Consider the following 22,506-nt stretch of genomic DNA (forward strand, 5'->3'; position numbering starts at 1 on the left):
GCGCCGTGGTAGCTGCTGACCGTCGAGATCCCCATCTTGGACATGACTTTGAGCAGCCCCGACTCGATCGTCTTCCGATATCCGGCGAGGGCGTCGACCGGCGCGCGGCCGGCGCGCTCCGCTTCGTCGGCGATCAACTCATAGACGAGGTACGGGTTGACGGCGTTGGCCCCGAACCCGACCAGGGCCGAGAGCTGGTGAACGGTGCGGGCCTCCCCGGTTTCGGCGATCAGGCTCACCCGCATCCGCAGGCCGCGCCGGATGAGCTCCTGGTGCACGGCCCCGACGGCGAGGAGCATCGGGATCGGCGCGGACGCGGCAGCCGCGCCGCGGTCGGAGAGGATGAGCAGGACGGCCCCCTCCTCGACGTGGTAGACGGCTTCGTCACAGAGCCGGACGACCGCCCGCTCCAACCCCTCCCCCCCTTGGGCGACGGGGAAATCGGCGGGCAGCGTTCGAGTCCGGGCGCCCTCGAGCGCGCGCAGGTCCGAGAGCTGCGCGTTGGTGAGGAGCGGGCTCTCCAGCTCGATCAGCCGCGCGTGCTCGGGGGTTTCTTCGAGATAGTTCGGCCGGACCCCCAGCAGGGTGCGGAGCGACATCACGAGCCGCTCGCGAAGCGGATCGATCGGCGGATTGGTGACCTGGGCAAACCGCTGCTTCACGTAGTCGTAGAGCAGGCGGGGCCGGGCGGAGAGCACGGCGAGCGGCGTGTCATCGCCCATCGACCACACCGGCTCCGCCGCGTCCTTCCACATCGGCTGGAGCACCCGCTGCAGTTCTTCCTGGGTGTACCCAAAGGCGGTGAGCGCCCGCGCCAGGGCTGCGTGGCGGTCGGCGCCGCCGGCCGCCGCCTCATCCTCCTGCGCCACTTCCTCGAGCCGCCGTCGTCCCGCCGACAGCCAGGCGGCGTAGGGACGCCGCCCGGCGCGCTCGGCCTTGATCGTGTCATTGGTCAGGATCCGCCCCGCCGCCGTGTCCACGGCGATCATCCGGCCCGGGCCGAGCCGTCCCTTCTCCACCACTCGTGCCGGGTCGAGGTCGATCACCCCCACCTCGCTCGCCACGACCACCAGTCCGTCGTCGGTGATCGTATACCGTGCCGGGCGCAGCCCGTTCCGATCGAGGGCCGCTCCCACCGCGCGGCCGTCGGTGAACGCCAGGGCCGCAGGCCCGTCCCACGGCTCGGAGAGCCCGGCGTGGAACTCGTAAAAAGCCCGCAGGGCCTCGGGCATATCGGCGACGGTCTCCCAGGCCTCCGGCACGAGCAGCATCATGGCGTGGAGCAGGTCCCGACCGGAATGGACCAGGAGGTCCAGAACGTTGTCAAGCATCGCGCTGTCGCTTCCGCCCGCCTGGATCACCGGCAGCAGGTCGCGCATTCGCTCCCGCCAGAACGGAGAGCGCAGATCGGCCTCGCGGGCGCGCATCCAGTTGACGTTGCCCCACAGTGTGTTGATCTCGCCGTTGTGGGCGAGCAGGCGGAAGGGCTGCGCCAGCGGCCAACTGGGGAACGTGTTCGTGCTGTACCGCTGGTGGAACACGGCGAGGGCCGTCTCGAACTGCGGGTCGCGGAGGTCCGGGTAGAACCGGGGGAGCTGCGGGGCGATGAACATCCCCTTGTAGACAACGGTGTGGTGGGAGAGCGAGGAGATGTACGCGTCGTCGATGCGCTCCGCCGCCCACCGCCGCTCGATTACGTTGCGGGCGAGGTACAGCAGCCGTTCGAAATCCACCGGGCCCAACCGTTCCGGACGGCCGATCATCACCTGCTCGATCTGCGGCCGGGTGCGGGCGGCCTCGCCCCCCAGCGCCGCGACCGCCACGGGCACCTTCCGCCAACCGAAGAGGACCAGCCCTTCCTTAATGATGGTCTCCTCGATGATCGCCCTCGCCCGGGCCTGCCGGCCGGACGCCATCGGCAGGAAGATCATGCCGACCCCGAGATCCGAGTGCCTGGCGACACGGACCCCGAGATGCTGCAGGTCGGAGGCGAGCAGGCGATGGGGAATCTGGGTGAGGATCCCCGCCCCATCGCCCGTCTTGCCGTCGGCGGACACCGCGCCGCGGTGGGTGAGGTTGGCGACCGCCTCGAGCGCGCGCTCGAGAATGGCGTAGCTCCGGCCCCCGGTCGTGGCCACGAACCCGACCCCGCAGCTATCGTGCTCAAACCGTGGGTGATAAAGACCGGACATACCACGACTCCTCCCCGCCGATATCCGCGTATAGCAAAAGCCCGAGAGAGCGATCCTCTTCGATGAGAGGAACCCCTCCCTCGGGCTTTTATCCCAAAGGTGTGGCGCCGCTTAGGCCGCCTGTGCCGCTCGGTCCGGGCCGGCCGCTTGTGGAAGCCGCGGAACCCTAGGCACACTCCCTCTTGCGCCCGACCGTTCCGTCGGGCCGAACAAGCTGATCGGGCGGGCACGATCTCCGCCGGATATTTAGCCATTTTTTACCAAATCCCGAAGGCTTTGTCAATGGGGAAGGTCGATTGTTCGGATTTTTGATCAATGTCACCCGGCCTTTTCCCGAGCCGGGTGGGTGCGCCGGGGAGTCACGTGGCCGCCATCCGCTCGCGGGCAGGGGGCACACCGCGCGTGAACGGTTCCGCGCGACCGGCGGACTCCGCATCCGCCCGCAGTGCGGCGCCGCTCGGAGGCGGGTCTCCCGCCGCGGGGTGCAGGAGCGGATCGCGGGCGGGGAGCCGGGCGCCCGATCGTCCGAGGAGTCTAACCTCAAGAGGCGGGGGGTATGCTACTCCATAGTGGAAACAATGCCTTCCCCGCGGCGGCCGGTAGCAGTGGCCTGGCGTCGATTCGTCTTGACGCCCCTCCAGGCCCTCACGCGAGGCCTCGCCCGGGTGGCGGCCGCCCTGGTGGGAGCGGGGGCGACAGTCGGCCTGGCGATCCGCTCGCGGGTCGCACCATTCGCATCAGCGCAGCGAGCGTCCGGCGGCATCCTGATCCTGCAGAAACAAGTGGCGTCGGCGCAGAGGCAGATCGCGCTCCACCACCAGCGCGAGCGGAAGTTGGCGACCGACCTCCTCAGCGCCGAGCAGGTGGTGGTCGAGATCACCGAGGCCGCGCGGGCTCACGCCCAGGAGACGATCGAGGCGGCCCAACTGGCGGCGGACGAGATCATTCAGGGAGCGCGCGTCACGGCAAACGGTGAACTGGCGCGCGCGCAGGCGGCGGCAGACGACACCCTGCGGACCGCCCGCGCGCAGGCGCACGAGGAACTCACCGGGATCGCCCAGCAATCCGCCGCGCGGATGGAAGAGCTGCAGGCGGCGGCGGACCGGACGATCGCCGAGACTCGACAGATGGTCATCGAGATAAAGCGCGCCGCGGAAGCCCACGCCGCGGCGCTCGCCGAGAAGGCCACCTCATTCGAGGCGGAGCGAGAGGAGTACGCCCAGGGCCTGAAGCTGCTGGTCCAGCGGCACGTCGAAACGCTCGACACGGTCACACAGCTGCACTCGGGCGTGCAGCAAGAGCTTCTGCCTGCGCTCCGCCGGCTGATGGCGGGGCTCAAGGGCGCGGAGGCCGACTGGCTGAAAAGGCGGGGGAGCAAGAACGGGGAGGAGCGGGACCCTCATACCGTCGACATCCCCCCCACCCCTTTCCCTCCCGGCGCCGACGAACTCCCCCCCGCCGGATCCCCCCAGCGCGAGGGGGTGATCACGGTGCGCCACGTCACCTCATTTAAAGAGGCCGCCAAACTCGTCAACACCTTATCCCAGATCCCCGGCGTCCAGGGGATCCGCCTGCGGTCCTACAGCGGCGGCGTGGCGACGGTCGACGTTGCCCTTGGAGGGCGGACCTTCGCCGGGCTCGACCTCAAGGCCCTCGATGGGATCCCGATCGCCGTGGTCGAATCGACGGAGACCCAGTTGGTCCTCCAAGTCGTCCGCGCGCCGCAGCGACCCGCCTAACCCGGAGGGATCACGCCGGGACGTTCCGCCGGTACGCCACCTCGCCCGCCACCAGCGTGAGGGCCACGCTCCCCTCCCGGTCCAAGACGACGAGGTCGGCGTCGCAGCCGGCCGCGATCCGGCCCTTCCGGCCGAGGCCCAGCAGGCGGGCGGGCACAAGGCTCGCCGCCTGCACCGCGTCCCTCAGGCCGATCGACCCCGCCCGTGCGAAGTTGTGGACGCCCCGCACCATCGCCAGCACGCTCCCCGCAAGCGTCCCGTCGGCGAGCCGCGGGACGCCGTCGCGGACCTCGACGGTCTGAGGGCCGAGCGTGTAGCTCCCGCGTCCCATTCCGGCCGCCGCGATCGCGTCCGTCACCAGGGCGATCCGGGCCGGCCCGGCCACCCGCGCGACAAGTTGCAGCGTCGCGGGATGGAGGTGGATGAGGTCGGCGATCACCCCGACGATCAGCGCGGGGGTCAGCAGCGCCGCTCCGGCCGTCCCCGGCTCGCGGTGGTGGAACCCCCGCATCGCGTTGAACAGGTGCGTCACCATACGCGCCCCCCAGCCGACGGCGGCGACCACTTCCTCGGCGGTGGCATCGGTGTGCCCGATCGCCACGACAATCTTCCGCGCGGCGAGCCACCGGACCAGGGCATCGGCTCCCTCAAGTTCGGGAGCCAGCGTGACGATCCGGAGCAGGCCGCCGCCCCGCCGGTGAAACTCTTCGATCTCGGCGATCGAGGGATGACGGAGGTCCTGCGCGCGGTGCGCGCCGCGCCGCAGAGGGTTGAGGTAGGGCCCTTCCAGATGGACCCCCAAGATCTGCGGCAGGGCCCCCCGACGAGGCGCGGCTGCTACGGCCACGGCGATGGCGCTGCGCATTTCCTCGAGCGGGGCGCTGATGACCGTCGGCAGATACGCGGTGACGCCGGTCGCGGCGAGATATCGGCCGAGGAGCGCGTACGCCTCCGGACCGCACCGCATGCAGTCCACGCCGGCTCCTCCGTTGACCTGCAGATCGATAAAGCCGGGAATCAGCGTGGCGTCCGGAAACGCCAGGTGCTCGACGGATTCCGGAGGACGTCCCGCCGCGACCCGGGCGATGCGACCCCCCTCGATCACGACGTGTCCGGGGCTCAGGTCCCTGTCCGCGGCGAACACGGTCCCGGCGGAAACGATCATGCCCCGGTGCTTTCGGCCCGCGCGCGTCACCTCCTGCGGCGATCCGGTGGCCGCACAGACCGATGGTCGGTCGACCGCGACCGCGCTAAGCGCGGCGGTCGGACCGCGGCGTGCGGGAGGCCCGCCGCCGCTCCCCGGAGAATAGGGGACCGTGACGATCCGGCCGATGCGCGAGGCCGATGGGGACGCCTGCGCGGCCATCATGCTCGACCTCCCATTGATGGCGCGGTACGGGGTGACAACGGCGGAGGCGGCGCGGGCCGGGCTCGCGGACGTCTTCGGCGGGACTTGCTGGGGTCTGGTCGCCGAGGAGGACGGGCGCGCCGTCGGATTCGTCATCTACACCCTGCGGGGAACGTTCGTGCACAGCGGCTACGTGCGCACGGTCGCGGTCGCCCCAGACGCGCAGGGACGCGGGATCGGTCGCCGGCTGATGGACGCCGTGGAAGCCGCGATCTTTGCGCAGGGGCCGAACGTGTTCCTCCTCGTGTCGACCGAGAACGCGGGAGCCCAACGGTTCTATGAGGGTCGCGGGTACCGGCGGGTCGGCGAGATCATCGACTACGTGCGGCGGGGCATCACCGAGATCGTCTACCGCAAGACGCTCGGCCCGATTCGGGACCGAGACGCATAAGGGAGGTGCTCGATGTCACTCAAGCGGTTCCTCGCTCTGCTCCTCGTGCTGCCGCTGGCGGCGGGGGTTGGCGCGCTCGCCGCGGTATCCACCACTCAGGCGGCGGCCGGCAAGACCACCCTCACCGTCGGCGTCGATCAGGAGGTCGTCGGGCTGGACCCGAATAAGGTGACGGCCTTCTCCTCATTCCGCCGCATCGACCTGCTCTATAACAAGCTGGTCACCTACGATGCCAACCTCAGGGTGGTGGGCGATCTGGCGGAATCCTGGGACACGCCGGATGCCCGGACCTACGTCTTCCACCTCCGCAAGGGCGTCCAGTTCCACGACGGGCAGGAGATGACCGCCGACGATGTCGTCTTCACGATCGAACGGATCCTCGATCCAAAGACGGCCTCGCCGGGGCGGTCGTACCTCGACGCGATTGAAAGCGTCACCGCCGCCGACCGCGAGACGGTGCGCATTCGCCTCAAGTACCCGCTGGCCTCGCTGCTCTCAGGACTGGCCTCGGGCAACGCCGCGATCGTCGAGAAGACGGCGGTGGAGAAGTCGGGCGACCTCCAGAAGACGGAGGCCGGGACCGGCCCGTTCATGCTCGCGGAGTGGGTGCCGGATAACTTCATGCGGCTCACCAAGAACCCCCACTACTTCAAGCGGGGACTGCCGAAGGTCGATGAGGTCGTGTTTCGCATCATCCCCGAGCAGGCGTCGCTGCTGGCCGGCGTTCGCAATCGGAGCGTCGACATGGCGACGATCTCCGACGGCAGCGTGGTCAAACAAGCTCAGGCGGACCGCGGGTTGACGGTGCTGCAGGTTCCCAGCCTCAATCTGCGGATCTTCTCGTTCAACACCACGCGCCCGCCGTTCACCGATGCGCGAGTGCGAGACGCGATCGCCTACGCCATTGATCGGGAGGCGATCGTCAAGGCGGCGGAGTTCGGGCTCGGCGAGGTGAGCGGCCCGGTCCCGGCGCCGGACAAGCTCTGGGCGCTCCCGGTCGGCGATTTCCCCGAGTACCATCCGAACCCGACCCGGGCGCGGCAGATGCTGCAGGACGCGGGCGCCGCCGGGGCGGCCTTCAAGATCGTCGCCTCGCCGACCTACGAGGGCGGCCTCGCGGTGGCGCAGGTCATCCAGAGCCAGCTGCGCGCCGTGGGCCTCAACCCCACGATCGAGAACATCGAATGGGGCACCTATATCAATCGCTGGGTCAAACGCGATTTCGACACGATGGTCGAACTGCGGGGCGGCGACCCCGACCCCGATCGGTTCCTCTACCGCACGTTTTACAGCACCGGCGCGGTGAACAACTTCCTCTTCAAGGACGCGGGCATCGACAAATTGCTCGACCGCGGCCGGGTGCACGTGGCGGCGGCAGAGCGCAAACCGATCTACGACGATCTGCAGAAGGCGCTGGTGGAAAAGGCCCCGGCGGTGTTTCTCTACGCCCCCTACGAATCACAGGTGTTGCAGCCCTACGTCAAGGGGTTTCGCCTGATCCCGACCGGGGCGCTCAACTACCTGGAACAGACCTCGATCGAGCGATGACGGGCCGCCGGGCCGCGTGATCGCCTATATCGCGACCCGGCTCCTCACCCTCCTCCCCGTCCTCTGGGGGGTCTCGGTGGTGGTGTTTCTCCTCATCCACATGATCCCGGGGGACGCCATCCAGATGTTTCTGGGGACCCAGGTCGCCATGACCCCCGCCCAGATGGATGAGCTCCGGCGCCTCTTCGGGCTCAACAAGTCGCTCCCGCTCCAATACGTCGACTGGATCGGCCGCGTCCTGCGGGGAGACTTCGGCGTCTCCTTGCGCACCAGCCGGGCGGTCCTCCCGGACATCCTGACCCGGCTCCCGGTCAGCGCCGAGCTGACGGCGCTGGCCCTCGTCTTCGCGCTCGCGATCGCGCTTCCGGTGGGCATCGCGTCCGCGCTCAAGCGCGGAAGTGCCGCCGACGCAGCGATCCGCATCGGCGGACTCGTCGGGTTGAGCATCCCCAACTTCTGGCTGGCAACGATGCTGCTGCTCTTCCTGCCCGGCCGCATCCTCCCGATCGCCTCGATCGGCATCTACGTCCGGTTCTTCGCGAACCCCATCGGCAACCTCACCGTGATGGTGCTCCCGGCATTCTCGCTGGGGGTGGTGCTCGCTGCCGTGTTCATGCGGTTCGTGCGCTCCTCACTGCTCGAGGTGCTCGGCGCGGACTACGTACGCACGGCGCGCGCCAAAGGGCTGCGCGAGCACCTGGTGATCAACCGGCACGCCCTCCGCAACGCCCTGATCCCGGTCATCACGGTGGTGGGGTTCCAAGCCGGCTATCTGCTCGGGGGAACGGTGGTCATCGAGGAGGTGTTTGCGCTGCCGGGGATGGGCCGGTTCGCCCTCAACGCCATCAGCCAGCGCGACTACCCGGTCGTGCAGGGGGTGGTGCTCATTATCGCCCTGCTCTTCGTCCTGACGAACATCGTGGTGGACCTGCTGTACGCGTACGTCGACCCCCGGGTACGGTACGAATGAGCCCGTCGGCCGCCGCGGGGCGGACCCGGCCGCGCGCGCCGGCCCCCCTGCGGCCGCGACCGGGCTTGGCGGCGCGCTTCTTCCGCGCGCCCGTGGCGGTGGCGGGCGCCGCCATCGTGGGCGCGTACGTGCTGACGGCGGCGGCCGCGCCGGTGATCTCCGCTCACGACCCGCTGACCATGGCCTCTCAGGCTCTGCTCGCGCCTCCGGGGGGGGCGTACCCCTTCGGCACCGACCAATTCGGAAGAGACCTGCTGAGCCGGCTCGTCTACGGCGCGCGGGTGTCGCTCGCCGTCTCGTTCGCGTCGGTGTGGCTCGCGCTGCTCGTCGGGGGCGCCGCGGGCATCGCCAGCGGGTATTTCGGCGGGTGGCTCGATGGGGTGCTGATGCGGATCATGGACGTGATCTTCGCGTTTCCCGCGGTGCTGCTGGCGATCGCGATCATGGCGGTCGCGGGGACGGCGGTATGGACGATCGTGGTGGCGATCGGTGTCGTCTACACCCCGCAGTTTGCCCGGGTGACGCGCGCCAGCGTCATCGCGACACGCGCGCTGGAGTTCGTCGAAGCGGCCCGAGCGATGGGCGCCGGGACGCGCCGCATCCTGGCGCGCCACATCCTCCCCAACATCGGCGCGCCGCTGATCGTCCAAATCTCGCTCAGCCTGTCGCTGGCGATCTTGACCGAGTCCGCGCTGAGCTTCCTCGGGCTGGGCACCCAGCCCCCCACCCCGTCGTGGGGGAACATGCTCGCCGACTCCCGCCGGTTCATGGCGATCGCCCCCTGGACCGCCGTCTTTCCGGGTGCCGTGATCGCCTGCATCGTGCTCGGATTCAACCTGCTCGGAGACGGCCTCCGAGACTTGCTCGATCCGCGCCTCGGGGTCTGAGGGACGGGACGGGGAAGGAGGACGGCATGGCCACCGACCACGGCCCGGCGACCGAAGCAATCAACCCGCGCACGCGAAACTTGGACCTCCTGCCGGTGCTCGACCAGGCGCGGCTGATGAACGCGGAGGACCGCGAGGTCCCCGCGGCCGTCGCCGCCGTCGTCCCGCAGATCGCCGAGGCCGTCGGCCGGATCGCGGACGCGCTCCGCCGCGGCGGACGGCTGCTGTACGTCGGCGCCGGGACGAGCGGCCGCCTCGCGGTGCTCGACGCCGCCGAGTGTCCGCCGACGTTCGGCACCCCGCCCGACCTGGTCCAGGCCGTGCTGGCGGGGGGGGCCGGCGCGGTCGCCCAGGCCGCGGAGGGCGTCGAGGACGACACGCGCGGCGGGGAGCGGGAAATCGACGCCAGGTCGGTGGGTCCCGACGATATCGTCGTGGGGATCGCGGCGAGCGGGGGCACCCCGTTCGTGCTGGGGGCGGTCCGCCGGGCGCGGGCGCGCGGGGCGGCCACGATCGCCCTCGCCTGCGCTCCCTCCTCCCCGCTCGAGGCGGCCTGCCACATGGCGATCGTGCCGCTCGTTGGGCCCGAGGTCATCGCCGGCAGCACCCGCCTCAAGGCCGGCACCGCCCAGAAGCTGGTCCTCAACATGCTCAGCACCCTCGCGATGGTGCAGTTGGGCAAAGTCTACGGGAACCTGATGGTGGACCTGCGTCCCAGCAACGACAAGCTGCGCCGGCGCGCGGTCCGGATCGTGGAGGCGGCCGCGGGAGCGACGCCGGCCGAGGCGGAAGAGGCGCTCGCGCGCGCGGAGGGCCGGGTGCCGGTCGCGATCATCATGCTGGCGGCAAAACTCGACGCGGCCGCGGCGGCCGATCGGCTGGCGCGGGCGGGGGGAAGCGTCCGCCGGGCGATCGGGGGCGAGCGCCCGTGACCTCCGATCTCTTCGCCCGCCTGCGGGCCAAACCAACGAAGCAGATCGTCGGCATCATCTCCGGCACGTCGGCCGACGGCATCACCGCGGCCGTGGTCGCCGTCACCGACCGCGTGGGGAAGCCGCCCGCCGTCGCGCTCCGCGGCTGGAAGACGACGCCGTATCCGGCCGAGGTGCGGCGTCGGGTGGTCGATCTGTTCACGGAACCGGCGACGACCCAGCGGACGGCATCGCTGCACTATCTCCTCGGCGAACTCTTTGCCGACGCGGCGGTGGCGGCGATCGGCGTCGCCGGGGTGGCCGCACCGGCGGTCGACCTCATTGCCTCCCACGGACAGACCGTCGCCCACGTCGCCGTGCCCGACCCAGCGGATCCTTGGGACCGGGCGGCGACGATGCAGCTCGGCGAAGCCGCGGTGATCGCCGAACGCACCGGCCGGCCGGTCGTCGCGGACTTCCGCGCGGCGGACATGGCGGCGGGCGGGACCGGCGCGCCGTTTGTGCCGTACGCCGACCTGCTGCTGCTCGGGGGCCCCACCGGGCGCATCGCGCTCAACCTCGGGGGGATCTCAAACTTCACGGTGCTCCCCCCCGGCGCGCGGCGCGACGACGTGTACGCCTTCGATTGCGGGCCCTCCAACATGATGCTCGACGGCCTCGCCCTAGCGTTCTACGGCGAGCCGTGCGATCGCGACGGCGCGCGTGCCGCGCGCGGGCGCGTGCGTGAGGACCTGCTGGCGGACTTGATGGGGCATCCCTTTATCTCCGCTCCTCCGCCCAAGGCGGCGGGACACGAGCAGTTCGGGCGCCCCTTTCTCAAGGACCTGATCGGCCGCTGGGGAGCCCTGCCCCCGGAAGACCTCCTGGCCACCGCCACCGTGTTTTCGGCGGAGGCTATTGCCGCGAACATCCGCCGCTTTGTCCTTCCCCGTCACCCCGTCGAGGAGGTGATCGCCTCGGGCGGGGGCGTGCACAACCCGACGCTGATGCGTCGGCTCGCCGCGGCGGTAGCCCCGCTGCACGTGCGGCCGATCGACGAGTTCGGGGTGCCTTCGGACGCCAAGGAGGCCATCGCGTTCGCGCTTCTCGGACACGCCAGCCTGATGGGCATCCCCGGGAACCTCCCCCGAGTGACCGGCGCGCGCCACGAGGCGATTCTCGGGAAGTTTACGTGGCCGCCCGGGGCGCCCGGGGGGTCCGCGTGAACGACCGGGTCGATGCCTCGCCGGCCGGAGCCCTCGCCCCGATCCGGCGCCTCCTCGAGGACGGCGTCGGACGCGCCTATCCGGGCGCGGTCCTGGAGGTTTCCCGCGGCGGCGAGGTGGTCATCCGGTGGACGGTCGGAGCCCGCACGCTGGTCCCCGGGCCGCAGCCCGCCGCGCCCGAGACGATTTACGACCTCGCGTCGCTCACGAAAGTGGTCGTCACCACCCCGCTGATCCTCCAGGCGGCGGCCGAAGGCCGCCTGCGGCTCGACGACCCCATCGCCGCCCACCTGCCCGAGTCCGCCGCGTCGGCAGTCACACTGCGGCACCTGCTGACCCACACGTCCGGCCTCCCGGCGTGGATCCCGTTCTACCTCGAGACGTCCGGCTACGACGCCGTAATCGCGCGGACGGCGGCGATGGCCGCGGACGCCTCACCGGGGTCGCAGGCGGTCTACAGCGACCTGGGATTCATCCTGCTCGGAGAGGTCGCGCGCCGGGCGCTCGGGAAGCCCCTGGACGCGCTCGCGCGCGAGCGCGTCTTCACCCCTCTCGGCATGCACGATACAACGTACCGCCCCCTCCCCGCGCGGCGCGGCCGCATCGCCCCGACAGAGGACGGCACCGCGACCGAACAGGCAATGGTCGGCGAGGAGGGACGACGGCACACCTGGCGCCGCGCTCTGATCTGGGGGGAGGTGCACGACAGCAACGCCCATGCCATGGGGGGCGTCTCCGGGCACGCCGGGCTGTTCGGCACCGCGGACGATCTGACCGCGTACGGGCAAATGTGGCTCGGGGGCGGACGCGGCCCCCGCGGCACGGTCCTCGAGGAGGATCTCGTCCGGGAGGCGACCGTGCGCCGGACCCCGACCGGCACCCGCGGGCTGGGGTGGGCGCTCGCCGGGACCGACGGGTGGTGGGGAGCGGCCCTCTCCCCTCGCGCGTACGGCCATACCGGGTTTACCGGCACGGCGCTGGCGATCGATCCCGCGCACGACCTGGTGATCGTCTTCCTGACCAATGCGATCCATCTCGGACGGGACCGCACGGAAATCCTAGCGCTTCGCCCCAAGATCGCCGCCGCGATCGCCGCGGCGCTTTGCTAGCGCGCGCGGCGCGGGAGGATCGGCTGTCCGGAGTCTCGAAACATGCTCCAGCCCCATGGAGTACTTCCTCGGCGTTGACGGCGGCGCCACCAGCACGACGTGCGCGGTGTGCGACCGCGACGGACGGATCCTCGGCATCGGCCACGGCGGCCCCAGCAACCACATCCTGGCCCCCGGCGGGGAGGCGCGCGCTCGCGCGGCCATTGAGAGCGCGCTGGGGAACGCGCTCGCGGCGGCGGGAGCCTCGCCGTCGGCGTTCGACGCGGCGCAGTTCGGGATGACGGGCATCAACCGCGACTCCGAACCGGCGCGCGTGTTCGGGCGAGTGGTCTCGTCCCTCCTCACGGCCCGGATCACGCAGATCGACAACGACGCGGCCGTGGCGCTGGCCGGCGCGCTGGCCGGCGGGCCGGGGGTCGTGGTCATCGCCGGGACCGGGTCGGTGGCGCTGGGCCGGGATCCGTCGGGCCGGGAGGCGAGGGCCGGCGGGTGGGGATACCTCTTCGGGGACGAGGGGAGCGGGTTCGCACTCGGACTGGGCGGCGTGCGGGCGGCGCTGCGCGCCCGCGATGAAACGGGCGGTCCCACCGTGCTGGAGACCATGATCCCGCAGCGGTTTGGCGCCGACCTCGGCGAGATCCCGCTCCGCTATTACGAGGGCCGGGTGCCGCGGTCGGAGATCGCCGCCCTCGCCTCCGCCGTGACCGCCGCCGCCGCGGACGGCGATCCGGTCGCGCGGACCCTCGTCGACGACGCCGCCGAGGGGCTCGCCGGGATCGCGGCCGCGGTCATCCGGCGCCTGACCTGGCCCGATGGGACGGTGGCGGTCGCCGCCGTGGGCGGCGTGTTCAAGGCGGGCCCGACCCTGCTCGCCCCGCTCAAGGCGGCCATCGCCGCCCGGGCGGCCGGGGCGGTGCTGGTGCCGCCCCGATTTGCCCCGGCGGTCGGCGCGCTGCTGCTGGCGATGCGCGCCGCGGGGGTCCGCCCCACGCCCGAACGGCTGGCGCTGCTCGCCGCGACGTGGGAACTGCGGAGCGCGGCGTGACGTCCCACCTCGTGGATCGGCTGCACCGCCGCCTGATCGTCTCCTGCCAGGCGCTGCCCGGAAGCCCTCTGCGCGATCCGGCCATCATCGCCGCCCTCGCGCAATGCGCCGAACGCGGCGGGGCGGGCGGGGTGCGCATCGACGGCCCGGAGGACGTCGCGGCGACCCGCCGGGCGGTCGCGGTTCCCATCATCGGCCTCTACAAGGTGCGCGGCTCGTCCCCGATCTACATCACCCCGACGCTCGACACGGCGCGCGCCGTCGCTCGGGCCGGGGCCGACATCGTGGCGGTGCAGGCGACCAGAGAACGCAACGCCGCCGGGGACTCCCTCGCGGCGCTCATCGCGGGGGTTCACACGGAGTGCCGCGTCCCGGTGATGGCCGATGTCTCGACCCTGGAGGAAGGCATCGCCGCGGAAGCGGCGGGCGCCGATCTCGTCGCCACCACCATGGCGGGGTACACCCCGCACAGCCGGCAGATCGCCGGGCCGGACCTCGCGCTCGTCCGGGACCTCGCCGGCCGGGTCTCGCTCCCCATCGTTGCCGAAGGGCGGATCCGCACGCCGGACGACGCGGCCGAGGCGTTCGGCGCGGGGGCGTGGGCGGTGGTCGTCGGCCGGGCGATCACGATGCCGGAGTCGATCACCGAAGGGTTCGTGCGCGCGGTGACCGCGGCCCAGGGTCCGCCGGGGGCGGGGCGGCCGACCCCCCACTCCTGAAGATGTGGCCCGCGCGCGCCTGCCGGGACCCGAAGGTCCAAGCCCTGGCTGCGCTCTCTGCCTACGCCCTGGTCTCCGTCCTCTACTTTGGGCTGCCCATCCTCGGGAACCTCTCACGCGCGTACGTCGGAGGCGCGACGGGGAACCCGCACGACCCATCGGCCTTCATGTGGTATCTCGTCTGGTGGCCGTTCGCGCTCGCCCACGGGCTCAACCCCTTCCTGCCGAAGGTCGTCTGGGCTCCGAGCGGTTTCAACTTGGCGTGGGCGACCGGGATCCCCGGGGCGAGCCTGCTGGCCGCACCGATCACGCTGACCGCGGGGCCGGTGGTGGCGTACAACATCCTCTGCCTGCTCGCCCCCCCGCTGGCGGCGTGGAGCGCGTTCCTGCTGTGCCGCCACATCACGCGGGCCTTCTGGCCGGCGGTGCTCGGCGGGTACCTGTTCGGATTCTCCACCTACGAACTCGGCCACATGCTCGGCCACCTCAACCTCGTCCTGACGTTCCTCATCCCCGGGTGCGTCTACCTGGTGCGGCTGCGGCTGGACGACACGCTGAGCCCGCGGGCGTTCACGGCGCTGATGGCGCTCGCGCTGGTGATGCAGTTTTCGTTTTCGACCGAAATTTTCGCCACGATGACCCTCCTCGGCGTGATCGCCATGGGGACGGGGTACTGGATCCTGCCGGGCGAGATGCGGCCGCGCCTCCGCGCCACCGGCCTCCACATCGCCTTGGCCTATGGGCTGGCCGCGGTGGCCCTCAGCCCGTACCTGTACTACGTGTTCGCGCAGGGGTTTCCGCGGACGCCGTTGTATCCGCCGGCGCGGTACGCGGCCCCGCTGCACACCTTCCTCATCCCCACCCCGGTCACATATCTCGGCGGGCATCTCTACCAGGCGATCACCGGCGTGCGGCCCCAGCACCTCGACGAGCGCACCGCGTATCTGGGCGCCCCGCTGCTCGCCATCGTCGGGCTCTACGGCGTCCGCCGCTGGCGCGCCCCCGCCGTGAAGTTCCTGGTACTCCTGTTCGGGCTGATCTGCGTGGCGTCGCTGGGACCCGATCTCCACCTGGGCGACCTGCATCTCCCGCTGCCGTGGGCCCTGCTCACGGGGCTGCCGATCATCAATCACGCGCTGCCGGCGCGGGTCACCGTCTACGCGTTCCTCATCGCCGCCCTCATCGCCGCCCTGTGGACGCGGGCGGCCGAGACCCCGCGCTGGGCAACGTGGACGCTTGTTCCGCTCACCGTCCTCAGCCTGCTGCCGAACTTGGGGCTGGCCAGCACGACCTCCGATCTCGACACGCCCCCGCTGTTCACGCAGGGACTCTACAAACGGTACCTCGCGCCGGGGGAAAACATCCTGATCTTCCCCTACGGCCCGATCGGCAACAGCATGCTGTGGCAGGCGCAAACCGGCATGTACTTCCGGATGGCGGAGGGGTACCTGGGGCCGATCGTTCCCCGGGAGTTCAAACGCTGGCCGATCGTCAGGGGGTTCTACGCTCGCGAGTTCACCCCGGCCGACCGCAGGCGGTTGATCTCGTTTCTCCGGGCGCATGACGTCCGGACGGTCATCGTCGTGGGCGGGAGCGCGGGGCGGTGGCCGCAGGTCCTCTCCGCGTTGGGCACGCCGCCCATCCGCGCGGGCGGGGTGATGCTCTACACGGTGCCGAGCGGCGTTTTGGATGCGCCGCGCCGCGCGGCGGCCCCGCTGGAGAAGTCGCTCGCCGTCATCGGGCGAGGAACAACGGGTTTGTCCACGCGCGGCCGCCCGACGGCCCGGTGACCTCCACGCGCAGGAACTTTTCCCGGCCGAGGAGCGCGTAGGTCGCGCTGGTGAGGGGCGATCCGTCCGCGACCACCCGCCGCCCCCACCGGTGATCGCAGGCAAACCTCACCTCGGCCGCTCCCGGCGGCGCGATGCGCACCGTCGCTGTCTGCCCGTCGAACGTCACGTCGTCCAGCACCGGCCCCGTGGACCCGTAGAACGCCCCCGCCCCGAGCGCGCCGACCACCGCCTCCGGCGTGAGCGTCTCCGCCCGCAGCATCGTCCAGGCCTGCCCGAAGTCCCGCAGGCGCCAGTGGGCGTCGTCGTTCGCCGCTCCCAGCAGCGGCTTGCCGAGGCTCAGACAGTCGTCCCAGTGCACCCCGCTGTACCCTTTCCCGATCTCGATCTCGGTGTTGGCGTTGAACACCTCGATCCCGGCGATCCCCTCCAAGGGCAGCAGGTCGTCCAACACCAGCCCGCTCCAGTAGGGATGCGCGACGAATACGACGGCGCCGGCCCGGCGGAGCGCGCCGATCACGTCCTGGACGGGGAGCCGGTAACGCGCCGCCACGTCGCGCGGGAGATCGACCATCTCCCGCAGGCCGATGCCGACGAGATGGTAGGGCTGGCCGGCCCGGGACCGGCCGACGTCCACCTCGGTCCCCGGGACCAGCAGCGGCCGCGCGCGTCCCCCGGCGGGGGGAGGGGTCAGCTGGTTGTGATCGGTGATCGCGACAAAGTCGTACCCCTGCTCGCCGTACCAGGCGACGAGGGTGTCGACGGACCGCCCCCCGTCGGAGTTCGTGGTGTGGCAGTGAAAGATGCCCCGGTACCACCGCCCCGCCTGCGCAAACGGATTGACCAGTCCCACGCGTCCCCCTCCTCAGGCCGTTCCCGGCTCGGACGTCACCCATCCCCGCGTGCGCGCCACCGCGCGCCGCCATCCCGCGTACCCCGCCTCGCGGCGCGCGGCCGACCAAGTGGGCTCGAACCGGCGGTCCACTTCCCACTGCTCGCGCAACCCGTCGAGCGAGCCCCACACCCCGCCGGCCAGCCCCGCGGCGTAGGCGACGCCAAGGGCGGTGGTCTCGCTGACCGTGGGGCGGATCACGGGGATCCCCAGGATGTCCGCCTGGAGCTGCATCAGGAAATCGTTGCGCGACGCCCCCCCGTCCACCCGGAGGCCGGAGAGGCGGATGCCCGCGTCCTGCTCCATCGCCTCCAGCACCTCCCGGGTCTGATAGCAGATCGCCTCCAGCGTGGCGCGGACCAGGTGCGCACGGGTGATGTAGCGGGTGAGGCCGACGATCACGCCGCGGGCATCCATGTCCCAGTGGGGCGCGAAGAGACCGGAGAACGCCGGCACGAAGTAGATGCCGCCCGCGTCGGCCACGCTCGCCGCGATCGCTTCGGTCTCCGCCGCGGTCCGGATCAAGCCCAGGTTATCCCTCAACCACTGCACCGCCGCGCCGGCGACGGCGACCGACCCCTCGAGCGCGAACGCCACCTCGTGCGGGAGCGCATAGGCCATCGTCGACAGGAGCCCGTGGCGGCTGGCCACGGGGTGGTCGCCCGTGTGCGCCAGGAGGAAGCAGCCCGTCCCGTACGTGTTCTTCGCGTCGCCGGGCCGGTAGCAGGTCTGCCCGACGAGCGCGGCCTGCTGGTCCCCCAGGTCTCCGGCCACCGCGACGCGCGCGCCGAACGGGCCGTCCGCGAGCGTGACCCCATACCGCTCGCTGCTCAGCCGGATCTGGGGCAGGATCGCCGGCGGCAGGTCCGCGAGCCGGAGCATTTCGTCGTCCCACGCCCGGGCTCGGAGGTCCATCAGCATGGTGCGCGAGGCGTTCGTCGCGTCGGTCACGTGCACCCCGCCCGCCGGACCCCCGGTGAGCCACCAGATGATCCACGAGTCCATCGTGCCGAAGCAGACCCCGCCCCGCTCCGCGTGCGACCGCACCCCCGGCACGTGCTCGAGGATCCAGGCGGCCTTCAGCGCGGAAAAGTAGGTCGCGATCGGCAGCCCGGTGCGCCCCCGCACGGCGGGCTCCACCCCCCGCGCGATCAGCGCCTGGCATGCCTCGCGCGTTCGCGTATCCTGCCAGACGATCGCGCGGTAGAGCGGCCGCCCGGTCCGCCGGTCCCACAGCACCGTCGTCTCACGCTGGTTGGTCACCCCGACGGCGGCGAGACGGCCCGCCGCCCCCCCCGCGCGCGCGAGCGCGCCGCGAACCACGCGTACGGTCTTCTCCCAGATCTCCTCGGGATCGTGCTCCACCCATCCCGGCTGAGGGGTCAGCTGCGAATGTTCTTCGTAGGCGCCCGCCACCGGCCGGCCGGCCTCGTCGAACAGCATGCATCGGGTCCCGGTCGTCCCTTGGTCGATCGCCGCCACGAGGGGGCCGGGCCCGGCCCCCTCGTGCCGCGGGAGGGGATGCGGCATGGCAACCGGGGCTTAGGCGACTCCCATCGTGCGGTTGTACACGGCGATGGCCTGGTCGACGCTCCGCGCCGCGTCGTCGAGCGCCTGCCGGGTAGACTTCCGGCCGAGGACCCTCGCCTCGATCGCTTCCTCGGACTTCTGCCGCGCCTCCGGGAACACCCCGAGCAGCGCTCCCTGGGTCGCGCGGTTGATCGGACTGCTGCGCAGTTCGCTGATCGCGGTCAGGAATTGTGGGTGGGCGGCCAGCGCGGCCTGCGCCACCGGCTCGCGGTACGCGTCCTTGCGGATCGGGAAGTACCCCGTGCCGACATACCACGCCGCCTGCTGCGCGGGCGCGCTGATAAACTTGACGAACTCCCACGCGGCCTGCTGTTCTTTTTCCGGCCGGTTTTTCAGGATCCACGCCGACGCCCCGCCCACGATGCTCCCGCCGGTCTTCGCCGCCGGGGGCTTGGGGAAGTACCCGGTCCCCACCTCGAACTGGCCCGCCGCCCCCCGCAGCAGGCTCGCCAGCACCGCCGTCGAGTCCACCGTCATCGCGGTCTGGCCAGCGACGAACGCGCGCTGGCTCGCCGCGGTCGGCCGCCCCGGGTTGGTGGCGATCCCGTCTTTCACCATTCCCGCCCACCAGTCCAGGATGCGGGCCCCCGCCTCCTCCCGGTTGTAGACGACCTCGCTGGCCGGCTTATCCCGACCGTTGCCGTTGTTGGCGTACAGGGCGCCCTGGCGGGCGAGGAGCTGCTCAAAGAACCATCCGTAGATCGCGATCGTGATCCCCGACTTCGTTGTGCCGCTCTGGACCAACTTCCGCGCGGCCGCGTCGATCTCCTCAAACGTCCGCGGGGGCTGCTTCGGGTCCAGCCCCGCCTTCTTGAACATATCGACGTTGTAGTATAGGATCGCGCTCGAGGTGTTGAACGGCATCGAGTAGAGACGATCTCCCACCCGGTAGTAGGCGAGGATGTTCGGCTCGAATTGGGCGAGGCTGAACTTCTCGCGATCGATGAAGTCCTGCATCGGCACGATCCCCTTGCTGTCGATCATGAACCGGGTGCCGATGTCGTACACCTGGGCCACCGCCGGCACCGCCGTGGACTGGATCGAGGCGCGCAGCTTGTTCACGGCGTCGTCGTAGGATCCCTGGAACTGGGCCTCCACCTGGATGTCCGTGCGCGAGGCGTTGAACCGGTCCACGAACGCCTTGACCACCGTCTCCCCGAGGTTGCCGCCCATCGAGTGCCAGAAGACGATCCGGGTCGGCGCCTGCGCCCGCACCACGGCCGGAGCGAGCCCGACGCCCGCGGCGGCGACCCCCACCGTCCCGGCCGCGGCGAGAAAGTGACGTCTGGTCATGCGCGTGCGTGTCATCATCCACCTCCGTCTGAGTGAGGCTTACCCTTAGGCCTACGCGCCGTTGGCGTCGTAGGATCCATTGCCCGCCGCCGGACGGCTCCCCTGCCACCCCCTCGGGGGGCCGCTCACCCTTTGACCGCCCCCGCCGTCAGGCCCCGCACCACGTGCCGGTAGCCGATCAGGAACAGGAACACCGTCGGGGCGACGATCATGACGATCCCCGCCATGACGAGGCTCCAGGAGACCGACTCCTGTGACTGCAGGAGGGCCAGGCCGATCTGCACCGTCCGCATCTGCTGCGAGTTGATGACCAAGAGCGGCCACAGGTACTGGTTCCAGGTGGACAGGAAGGCATAGATCGTCAGCGTCGCGAACGCCGGCCGCGCGAGCGGCACCACGATCGTCGCCAGGTATCGACGCCGCGAGCAGCCGTCGATCAGCGCGGCGTGCCAGAGCTCTCGCGGGATCGAGAGGAAGAACTGGCGGAGGAGGAACGTCCCAAACGCCGTCGCCAGGTACGGGGCGACGAGGGCCGGATAGGTGTCGAGCCATCCCACGCTCCGGATCGTCAGGTAGTTGGGGATGAGGGTGACCTCGCCCGGGATCATCAGCGTGGAGAGAAACAGGAAGAACAGCGCCTGGCGCCCGGGAAACTCGATGTAACTGAAGGCGAACGCCGCCAGCGCCGCGGTGACCAGCTCTCCCACCGTCACCGCTCCCGACTGGATGAAGGAGTTGAGGAGGAACCGCGCGATCGGCGCGGCCCGCAAGGCGTCGGAGTAATTCGCGAAGTCGAAGGTGCGCGGCCACAGGGACGGCGGGTACTGGTTGACCTCGGCCGGAGTCTTCAGGCTGGTCGCCACCGCGTAGAGGAGAGGAAACAACACGATCAGGCCGAGGGCCAGCATCAGCGCGTTGAGTCCCCACTCCGCCGCGGTCCGCTTCCAGGAGCGCCGTGAGGCCCGAGCGCCCGCGGGGCCGCGGTCCGTCACCGGCGGGGACCCCGGGGTCATTGGTAGGTCACGAACCGCTCGAACACGGTGAACTGCGCCGCGGTGAGGATCAGCACGAGGACGAACAGCAGCATCGCTTGCGCCGCCGCCAGCCCGAACCGGAAGTTGAAGAACGCATTTCGGTAGATGGAGTAGACGATGACGTTCGTCGCCTCCACCGGCCCGCCCTGGGTGAGGATGTTCACCTGGCCGAACGACTGCAGGACGCCGATCGTGGCGACGACGCCGACAAAGAACAACGCGGGCGAGATCGCCGGGATCACCACGTTCCGGAACACCCCCCACCGGCCCGCCCCATCGATCCGGGCCGCCTCGGTCAACTCGTCGGGCACGCCCTGGAGGGCGGCCAGGAGCACCACGACATTGAACCCGAGGTCCTTCCAGACGGTCGTCGCCGCCACCGCCATCAGAGCCCATCGCGGATCGGTGAGCCATCCCACCTTCGGCAGATGGATGAGGCCGAGGAGGTAGTTGAGCATGCCGACGTTCGGATCCAGGAGCCATTCCCAGATCAGTGCCGCCGCCGCGATGCTCACCGCGATCGTGAACGAGTAGGCGGTGCGGTACGCGACCACCCCCCGAATCTTCCGGTTGGCCAGCATGGCGAGCGGCAGCCCCAGGACGATGCCGGCGGGAACCGTGTACAGCGCGAAGAGAAAGGTGACGCGCAGGCTGTTCAGGAACGCCGGATCCTGCAGCAGTTGGGAGTAGTTGCTGCCGCCGATGAACAACCCCAACCCTCCGAGGGGGCTGGTCTCGTAGAGGCTGAGCTGGACGTTCTTCAGCAGCGGGTAAAAGACGAAGACGGCAAAGACCGCGAGCGACGGGAGGAGGTAGGCGAGGGCCCCCAGGAGATCGCGGCGGCCCCGCGCACGGGCCCGCCGCCGCACCGCATCCCCCGCGTCCCTGCCCGTCCCCCGCCCGCTCAACGCGGCCCCCTTCCCGGGGTGGGGGTGGGCAGCAGCCCGCGGAGGTCCTCCAGCACGAACTCGGGGCGGACGGCCGCGCCGGCGAGGTCGGCCCGTCGGGTCGCACCCGTCAGCACGAGGGCCGTGTGCATGCCGGCGCCGACGCCCATCGCCACATCGGTGGACAGCCGGTCGCCCACCATGATCGTCAGCCCCGCCGGAAGGGCGAGGCGGGCCAGGACGGCGCGGGCCATCACGGGCGAGGGCTTCCCCACCACCTCTTCCACCTTCGCTCCCGTCGAGGCCTCAATCGCGGCCACCACGGCGGCGCAGTCCGGCAGGCCTCCCCCTGGCACCGGGCAGTACGGATCCGGGTTGGTGGCGACGAATCGGGCGCCGGCCCTGATCGCGTCGAACGCGATCTGCAATTTGCGGTAGTCAAACCCCCGGTCGAACGCGGCGACCACGACCTCGACCCGGCCGGCCTCCTCGGTCAGGGAGAACCCCGCCGCCCGCAGTTCGTCCAGAAACGACGGCTCCCCGATCACGAACAAGCGCCGGCCGGGAAACCGACTGCGCAGGTACTCGACCATGACCCCGGAAGAATTCAGCACGTCATCGGCGGACGTCGGAATCGTGAGCGCGGTCAACAGATCAGCGTACGCCGCCCGGGAGCGCAGGGGATTGTTCGAGAGGAAGACCACCCGGCTCCCCGCGGCCCGGAGCCCGGCGATCGTCTCCGCCGCGCCGGGCAGCAGGGTGTCGCCGAGATACACGGTGCCGTCGAGGTCGAGCGCATACCCCGGATACCAGCCGGGGCGCGCCGATCCATCGGTCATGGCGCAGTCTTCGAGGCTTGGATGCCCGCTGCCTTC

General features: G+C 70.9%; 19 protein-coding genes. 11 read left to right on the forward strand and 8 right to left on the reverse strand.

What is annotated here, in order from left to right:
* Nucleotides 1–2,192 (reverse strand): glutamate synthase central domain-containing protein (locus VKV57_10635; protein HLW60363.1); only part of this gene is annotated, 2,192 nt, incomplete at its 3' end.
* Nucleotides 2,193–2,797: 605 nt separating this feature from the next.
* On the opposite strand from VKV57_10635, the gene VKV57_10640 reads away from it, so the two are divergent.
* Entirely contained in the window at nt 2,798–3,931 is a 1,134-nt protein-coding gene (locus VKV57_10640) for a hypothetical protein (GenBank protein HLW60364.1), read from the forward strand.
* A gap of 10 nt (nt 3,932–3,941) precedes the next feature.
* Here VKV57_10640 and nagA read toward each other — a convergent pair whose 3' ends face one another.
* A complete protein-coding gene (gene nagA / locus VKV57_10645; GenBank protein ID HLW60365.1) occupies nt 3,942–5,126 on the reverse strand; it encodes an N-acetylglucosamine-6-phosphate deacetylase in 1,185 nt (394 codons plus the stop codon).
* Nucleotides 5,127–5,247: 121 nt separating this feature from the next.
* On the opposite strand from nagA, the gene VKV57_10650 reads away from it, so the two are divergent.
* From VKV57_10650 to VKV57_10695, 10 genes are read left to right on the forward strand one after another with little or no spacing between them, the layout of a single operon-like run.
* Nucleotides 5,248–5,730 carry a GNAT family N-acetyltransferase gene (locus VKV57_10650; protein ID HLW60366.1) on the forward strand — a complete coding sequence of 161 codons (483 nt, stop codon included), beginning with the start codon at nt 5,248–5,250 and terminating at the stop codon, nt 5,728–5,730.
* A gap of 12 nt (nt 5,731–5,742) precedes the next feature.
* Nucleotides 5,743–7,278: an ABC transporter substrate-binding protein gene (locus VKV57_10655; GenBank protein HLW60367.1), complete on the forward strand. Its 1,536-nt coding sequence runs from the start codon at nt 5,743–5,745 to the stop codon at nt 7,276–7,278.
* Between the two features lie 16 nt (nt 7,279–7,294).
* Nucleotides 7,295–8,248, forward strand: coding sequence for an ABC transporter permease (locus VKV57_10660; protein HLW60368.1), 954 nt, complete (start codon nt 7,295–7,297; stop codon nt 8,246–8,248).
* The gene (locus VKV57_10665; GenBank protein HLW60369.1) at nt 8,245–9,135 is read left to right on the forward strand and encodes an ABC transporter permease; all 891 of its coding nucleotides are present in this window, start codon (nt 8,245–8,247) and stop codon (nt 9,133–9,135) included. The genes VKV57_10660 and VKV57_10665 overlap by 4 nt, the downstream gene beginning before the upstream one ends.
* A 26-nt stretch (nt 9,136–9,161) precedes the next feature.
* Nucleotides 9,162–10,067: an N-acetylmuramic acid 6-phosphate etherase gene (gene murQ, locus VKV57_10670; GenBank protein HLW60370.1), complete on the forward strand. Its 906-nt coding sequence runs from the start codon at nt 9,162–9,164 to the stop codon at nt 10,065–10,067.
* Complete coding sequence (locus tag VKV57_10675) at nt 10,064–11,272, forward strand: anhydro-N-acetylmuramic acid kinase (GenBank protein HLW60371.1); 1,209 nt, start codon at nt 10,064–10,066, stop codon at nt 11,270–11,272. Before murQ ends, VKV57_10675 begins: the two co-directional genes overlap by 4 nt.
* A complete protein-coding gene (locus VKV57_10680) occupies nt 11,269–12,381 on the forward strand; it encodes a serine hydrolase (protein HLW60372.1) in 1,113 nt (370 codons plus the stop codon). The genes VKV57_10675 and VKV57_10680 overlap by 4 nt, the downstream gene beginning before the upstream one ends.
* A gap of 55 nt (nt 12,382–12,436) precedes the next feature.
* Nucleotides 12,437–13,426: a BadF/BadG/BcrA/BcrD ATPase family protein gene (locus VKV57_10685; protein ID HLW60373.1), complete on the forward strand. Its 990-nt coding sequence runs from the start codon at nt 12,437–12,439 to the stop codon at nt 13,424–13,426.
* Complete coding sequence (locus tag VKV57_10690) at nt 13,423–14,145, forward strand: N-acetylmannosamine-6-phosphate 2-epimerase (protein ID HLW60374.1); 723 nt, start codon at nt 13,423–13,425, stop codon at nt 14,143–14,145. Before VKV57_10685 ends, VKV57_10690 begins: the two co-directional genes overlap by 4 nt.
* Before the next feature lie 2 nt (nt 14,146–14,147).
* A complete protein-coding gene (locus tag VKV57_10695; GenBank protein ID HLW60375.1) occupies nt 14,148–15,935 on the forward strand; it encodes a hypothetical protein in 1,788 nt (595 codons plus the stop codon).
* On the opposite strand, the gene VKV57_10700 is transcribed toward VKV57_10695, so the two are convergent.
* The 6 genes from VKV57_10700 to VKV57_10725 all read right to left on the reverse strand — a co-directional run bounded on the left by VKV57_10700 (nt 15,880) and on the right by VKV57_10725 (nt 22,470).
* Entirely contained in the window at nt 15,880–16,788 is a 909-nt protein-coding gene (locus tag VKV57_10700; GenBank protein HLW60376.1) for a CehA/McbA family metallohydrolase, read from the reverse strand. The genes VKV57_10695 and VKV57_10700 overlap by 56 nt on opposite strands.
* Before the next feature lie 12 nt (nt 16,789–16,800).
* Complete coding sequence (gene glpK / locus VKV57_10705) at nt 16,801–18,357, reverse strand: glycerol kinase GlpK (protein HLW60377.1); 1,557 nt, start codon at nt 18,355–18,357, stop codon at nt 16,801–16,803.
* 12 nt (nt 18,358–18,369) lie between these two features.
* Entirely contained in the window at nt 18,370–19,728 is a 1,359-nt protein-coding gene (locus VKV57_10710) for an ABC transporter substrate-binding protein (GenBank protein ID HLW60378.1), read from the reverse strand.
* 107 nt (nt 19,729–19,835) lie between these two features.
* The gene (locus tag VKV57_10715) at nt 19,836–20,702 is read right to left on the reverse strand and encodes a carbohydrate ABC transporter permease (GenBank protein HLW60379.1); all 867 of its coding nucleotides are present in this window, start codon (nt 20,700–20,702) and stop codon (nt 19,836–19,838) included.
* A 17-nt stretch (nt 20,703–20,719) separates the two neighbouring features.
* Nucleotides 20,720–21,652, reverse strand: coding sequence for a sugar ABC transporter permease (locus VKV57_10720; GenBank protein HLW60380.1), 933 nt, complete (start codon nt 21,650–21,652; stop codon nt 20,720–20,722).
* On the reverse strand, nt 21,649–22,470 hold the full coding sequence (locus VKV57_10725) for an HAD-IIA family hydrolase (protein ID HLW60381.1): 822 nt from the start codon (nt 22,468–22,470) through the stop codon (nt 21,649–21,651). The genes VKV57_10720 and VKV57_10725 overlap by 4 nt, the downstream gene beginning before the upstream one ends.
* Nucleotides 22,471–22,506: the final 36 nt, after the last annotated feature.

It is taken from the genome of bacterium, from assembly GCA_035307765.1.
In the GTDB taxonomy this organism is placed as follows: domain Bacteria; phylum Sysuimicrobiota; class Sysuimicrobiia; order Sysuimicrobiales; family Segetimicrobiaceae; genus Segetimicrobium.

What these genes read in the sequence shown, in the direction of transcription:
- VKV57_10655 (HLW60367.1), top strand. Translation starts at nt 5,743, where the DNA reads ATGTCACTCAAGCGGTTCCTCGCTCTGCTCCTCGTGCTGCCGCTGGCG.
- VKV57_10665 (HLW60369.1), top strand. Translation starts at nt 8,245, where the DNA reads ATGAGCCCGTCGGCCGCCGCGGGGCGGACCCGGCCGCGCGCGCCGGCC.
- murQ (HLW60370.1), top strand. Translation starts at nt 9,162, where the DNA reads ATGGCCACCGACCACGGCCCGGCGACCGAAGCAATCAACCCGCGCACG.
- VKV57_10685 (HLW60373.1), top strand. Translation starts at nt 12,437, where the DNA reads ATGGAGTACTTCCTCGGCGTTGACGGCGGCGCCACCAGCACGACGTGC.
- VKV57_10695 (HLW60375.1), top strand. Translation starts at nt 14,148, where the DNA reads ATGTGGCCCGCGCGCGCCTGCCGGGACCCGAAGGTCCAAGCCCTGGCT.
- glpK (HLW60377.1), bottom strand. Translation starts at nt 18,357, where the DNA reads ATGCCGCATCCCCTCCCGCGGCACGAGGGGGCCGGGCCCGGCCCCCTC.
- VKV57_10710 (HLW60378.1), bottom strand. Translation starts at nt 19,728, where the DNA reads ATGATGACACGCACGCGCATGACCAGACGTCACTTTCTCGCCGCGGCC.
- VKV57_10725 (HLW60381.1), bottom strand. Translation starts at nt 22,470, where the DNA reads ATGACCGATGGATCGGCGCGCCCCGGCTGGTATCCGGGGTATGCGCTC.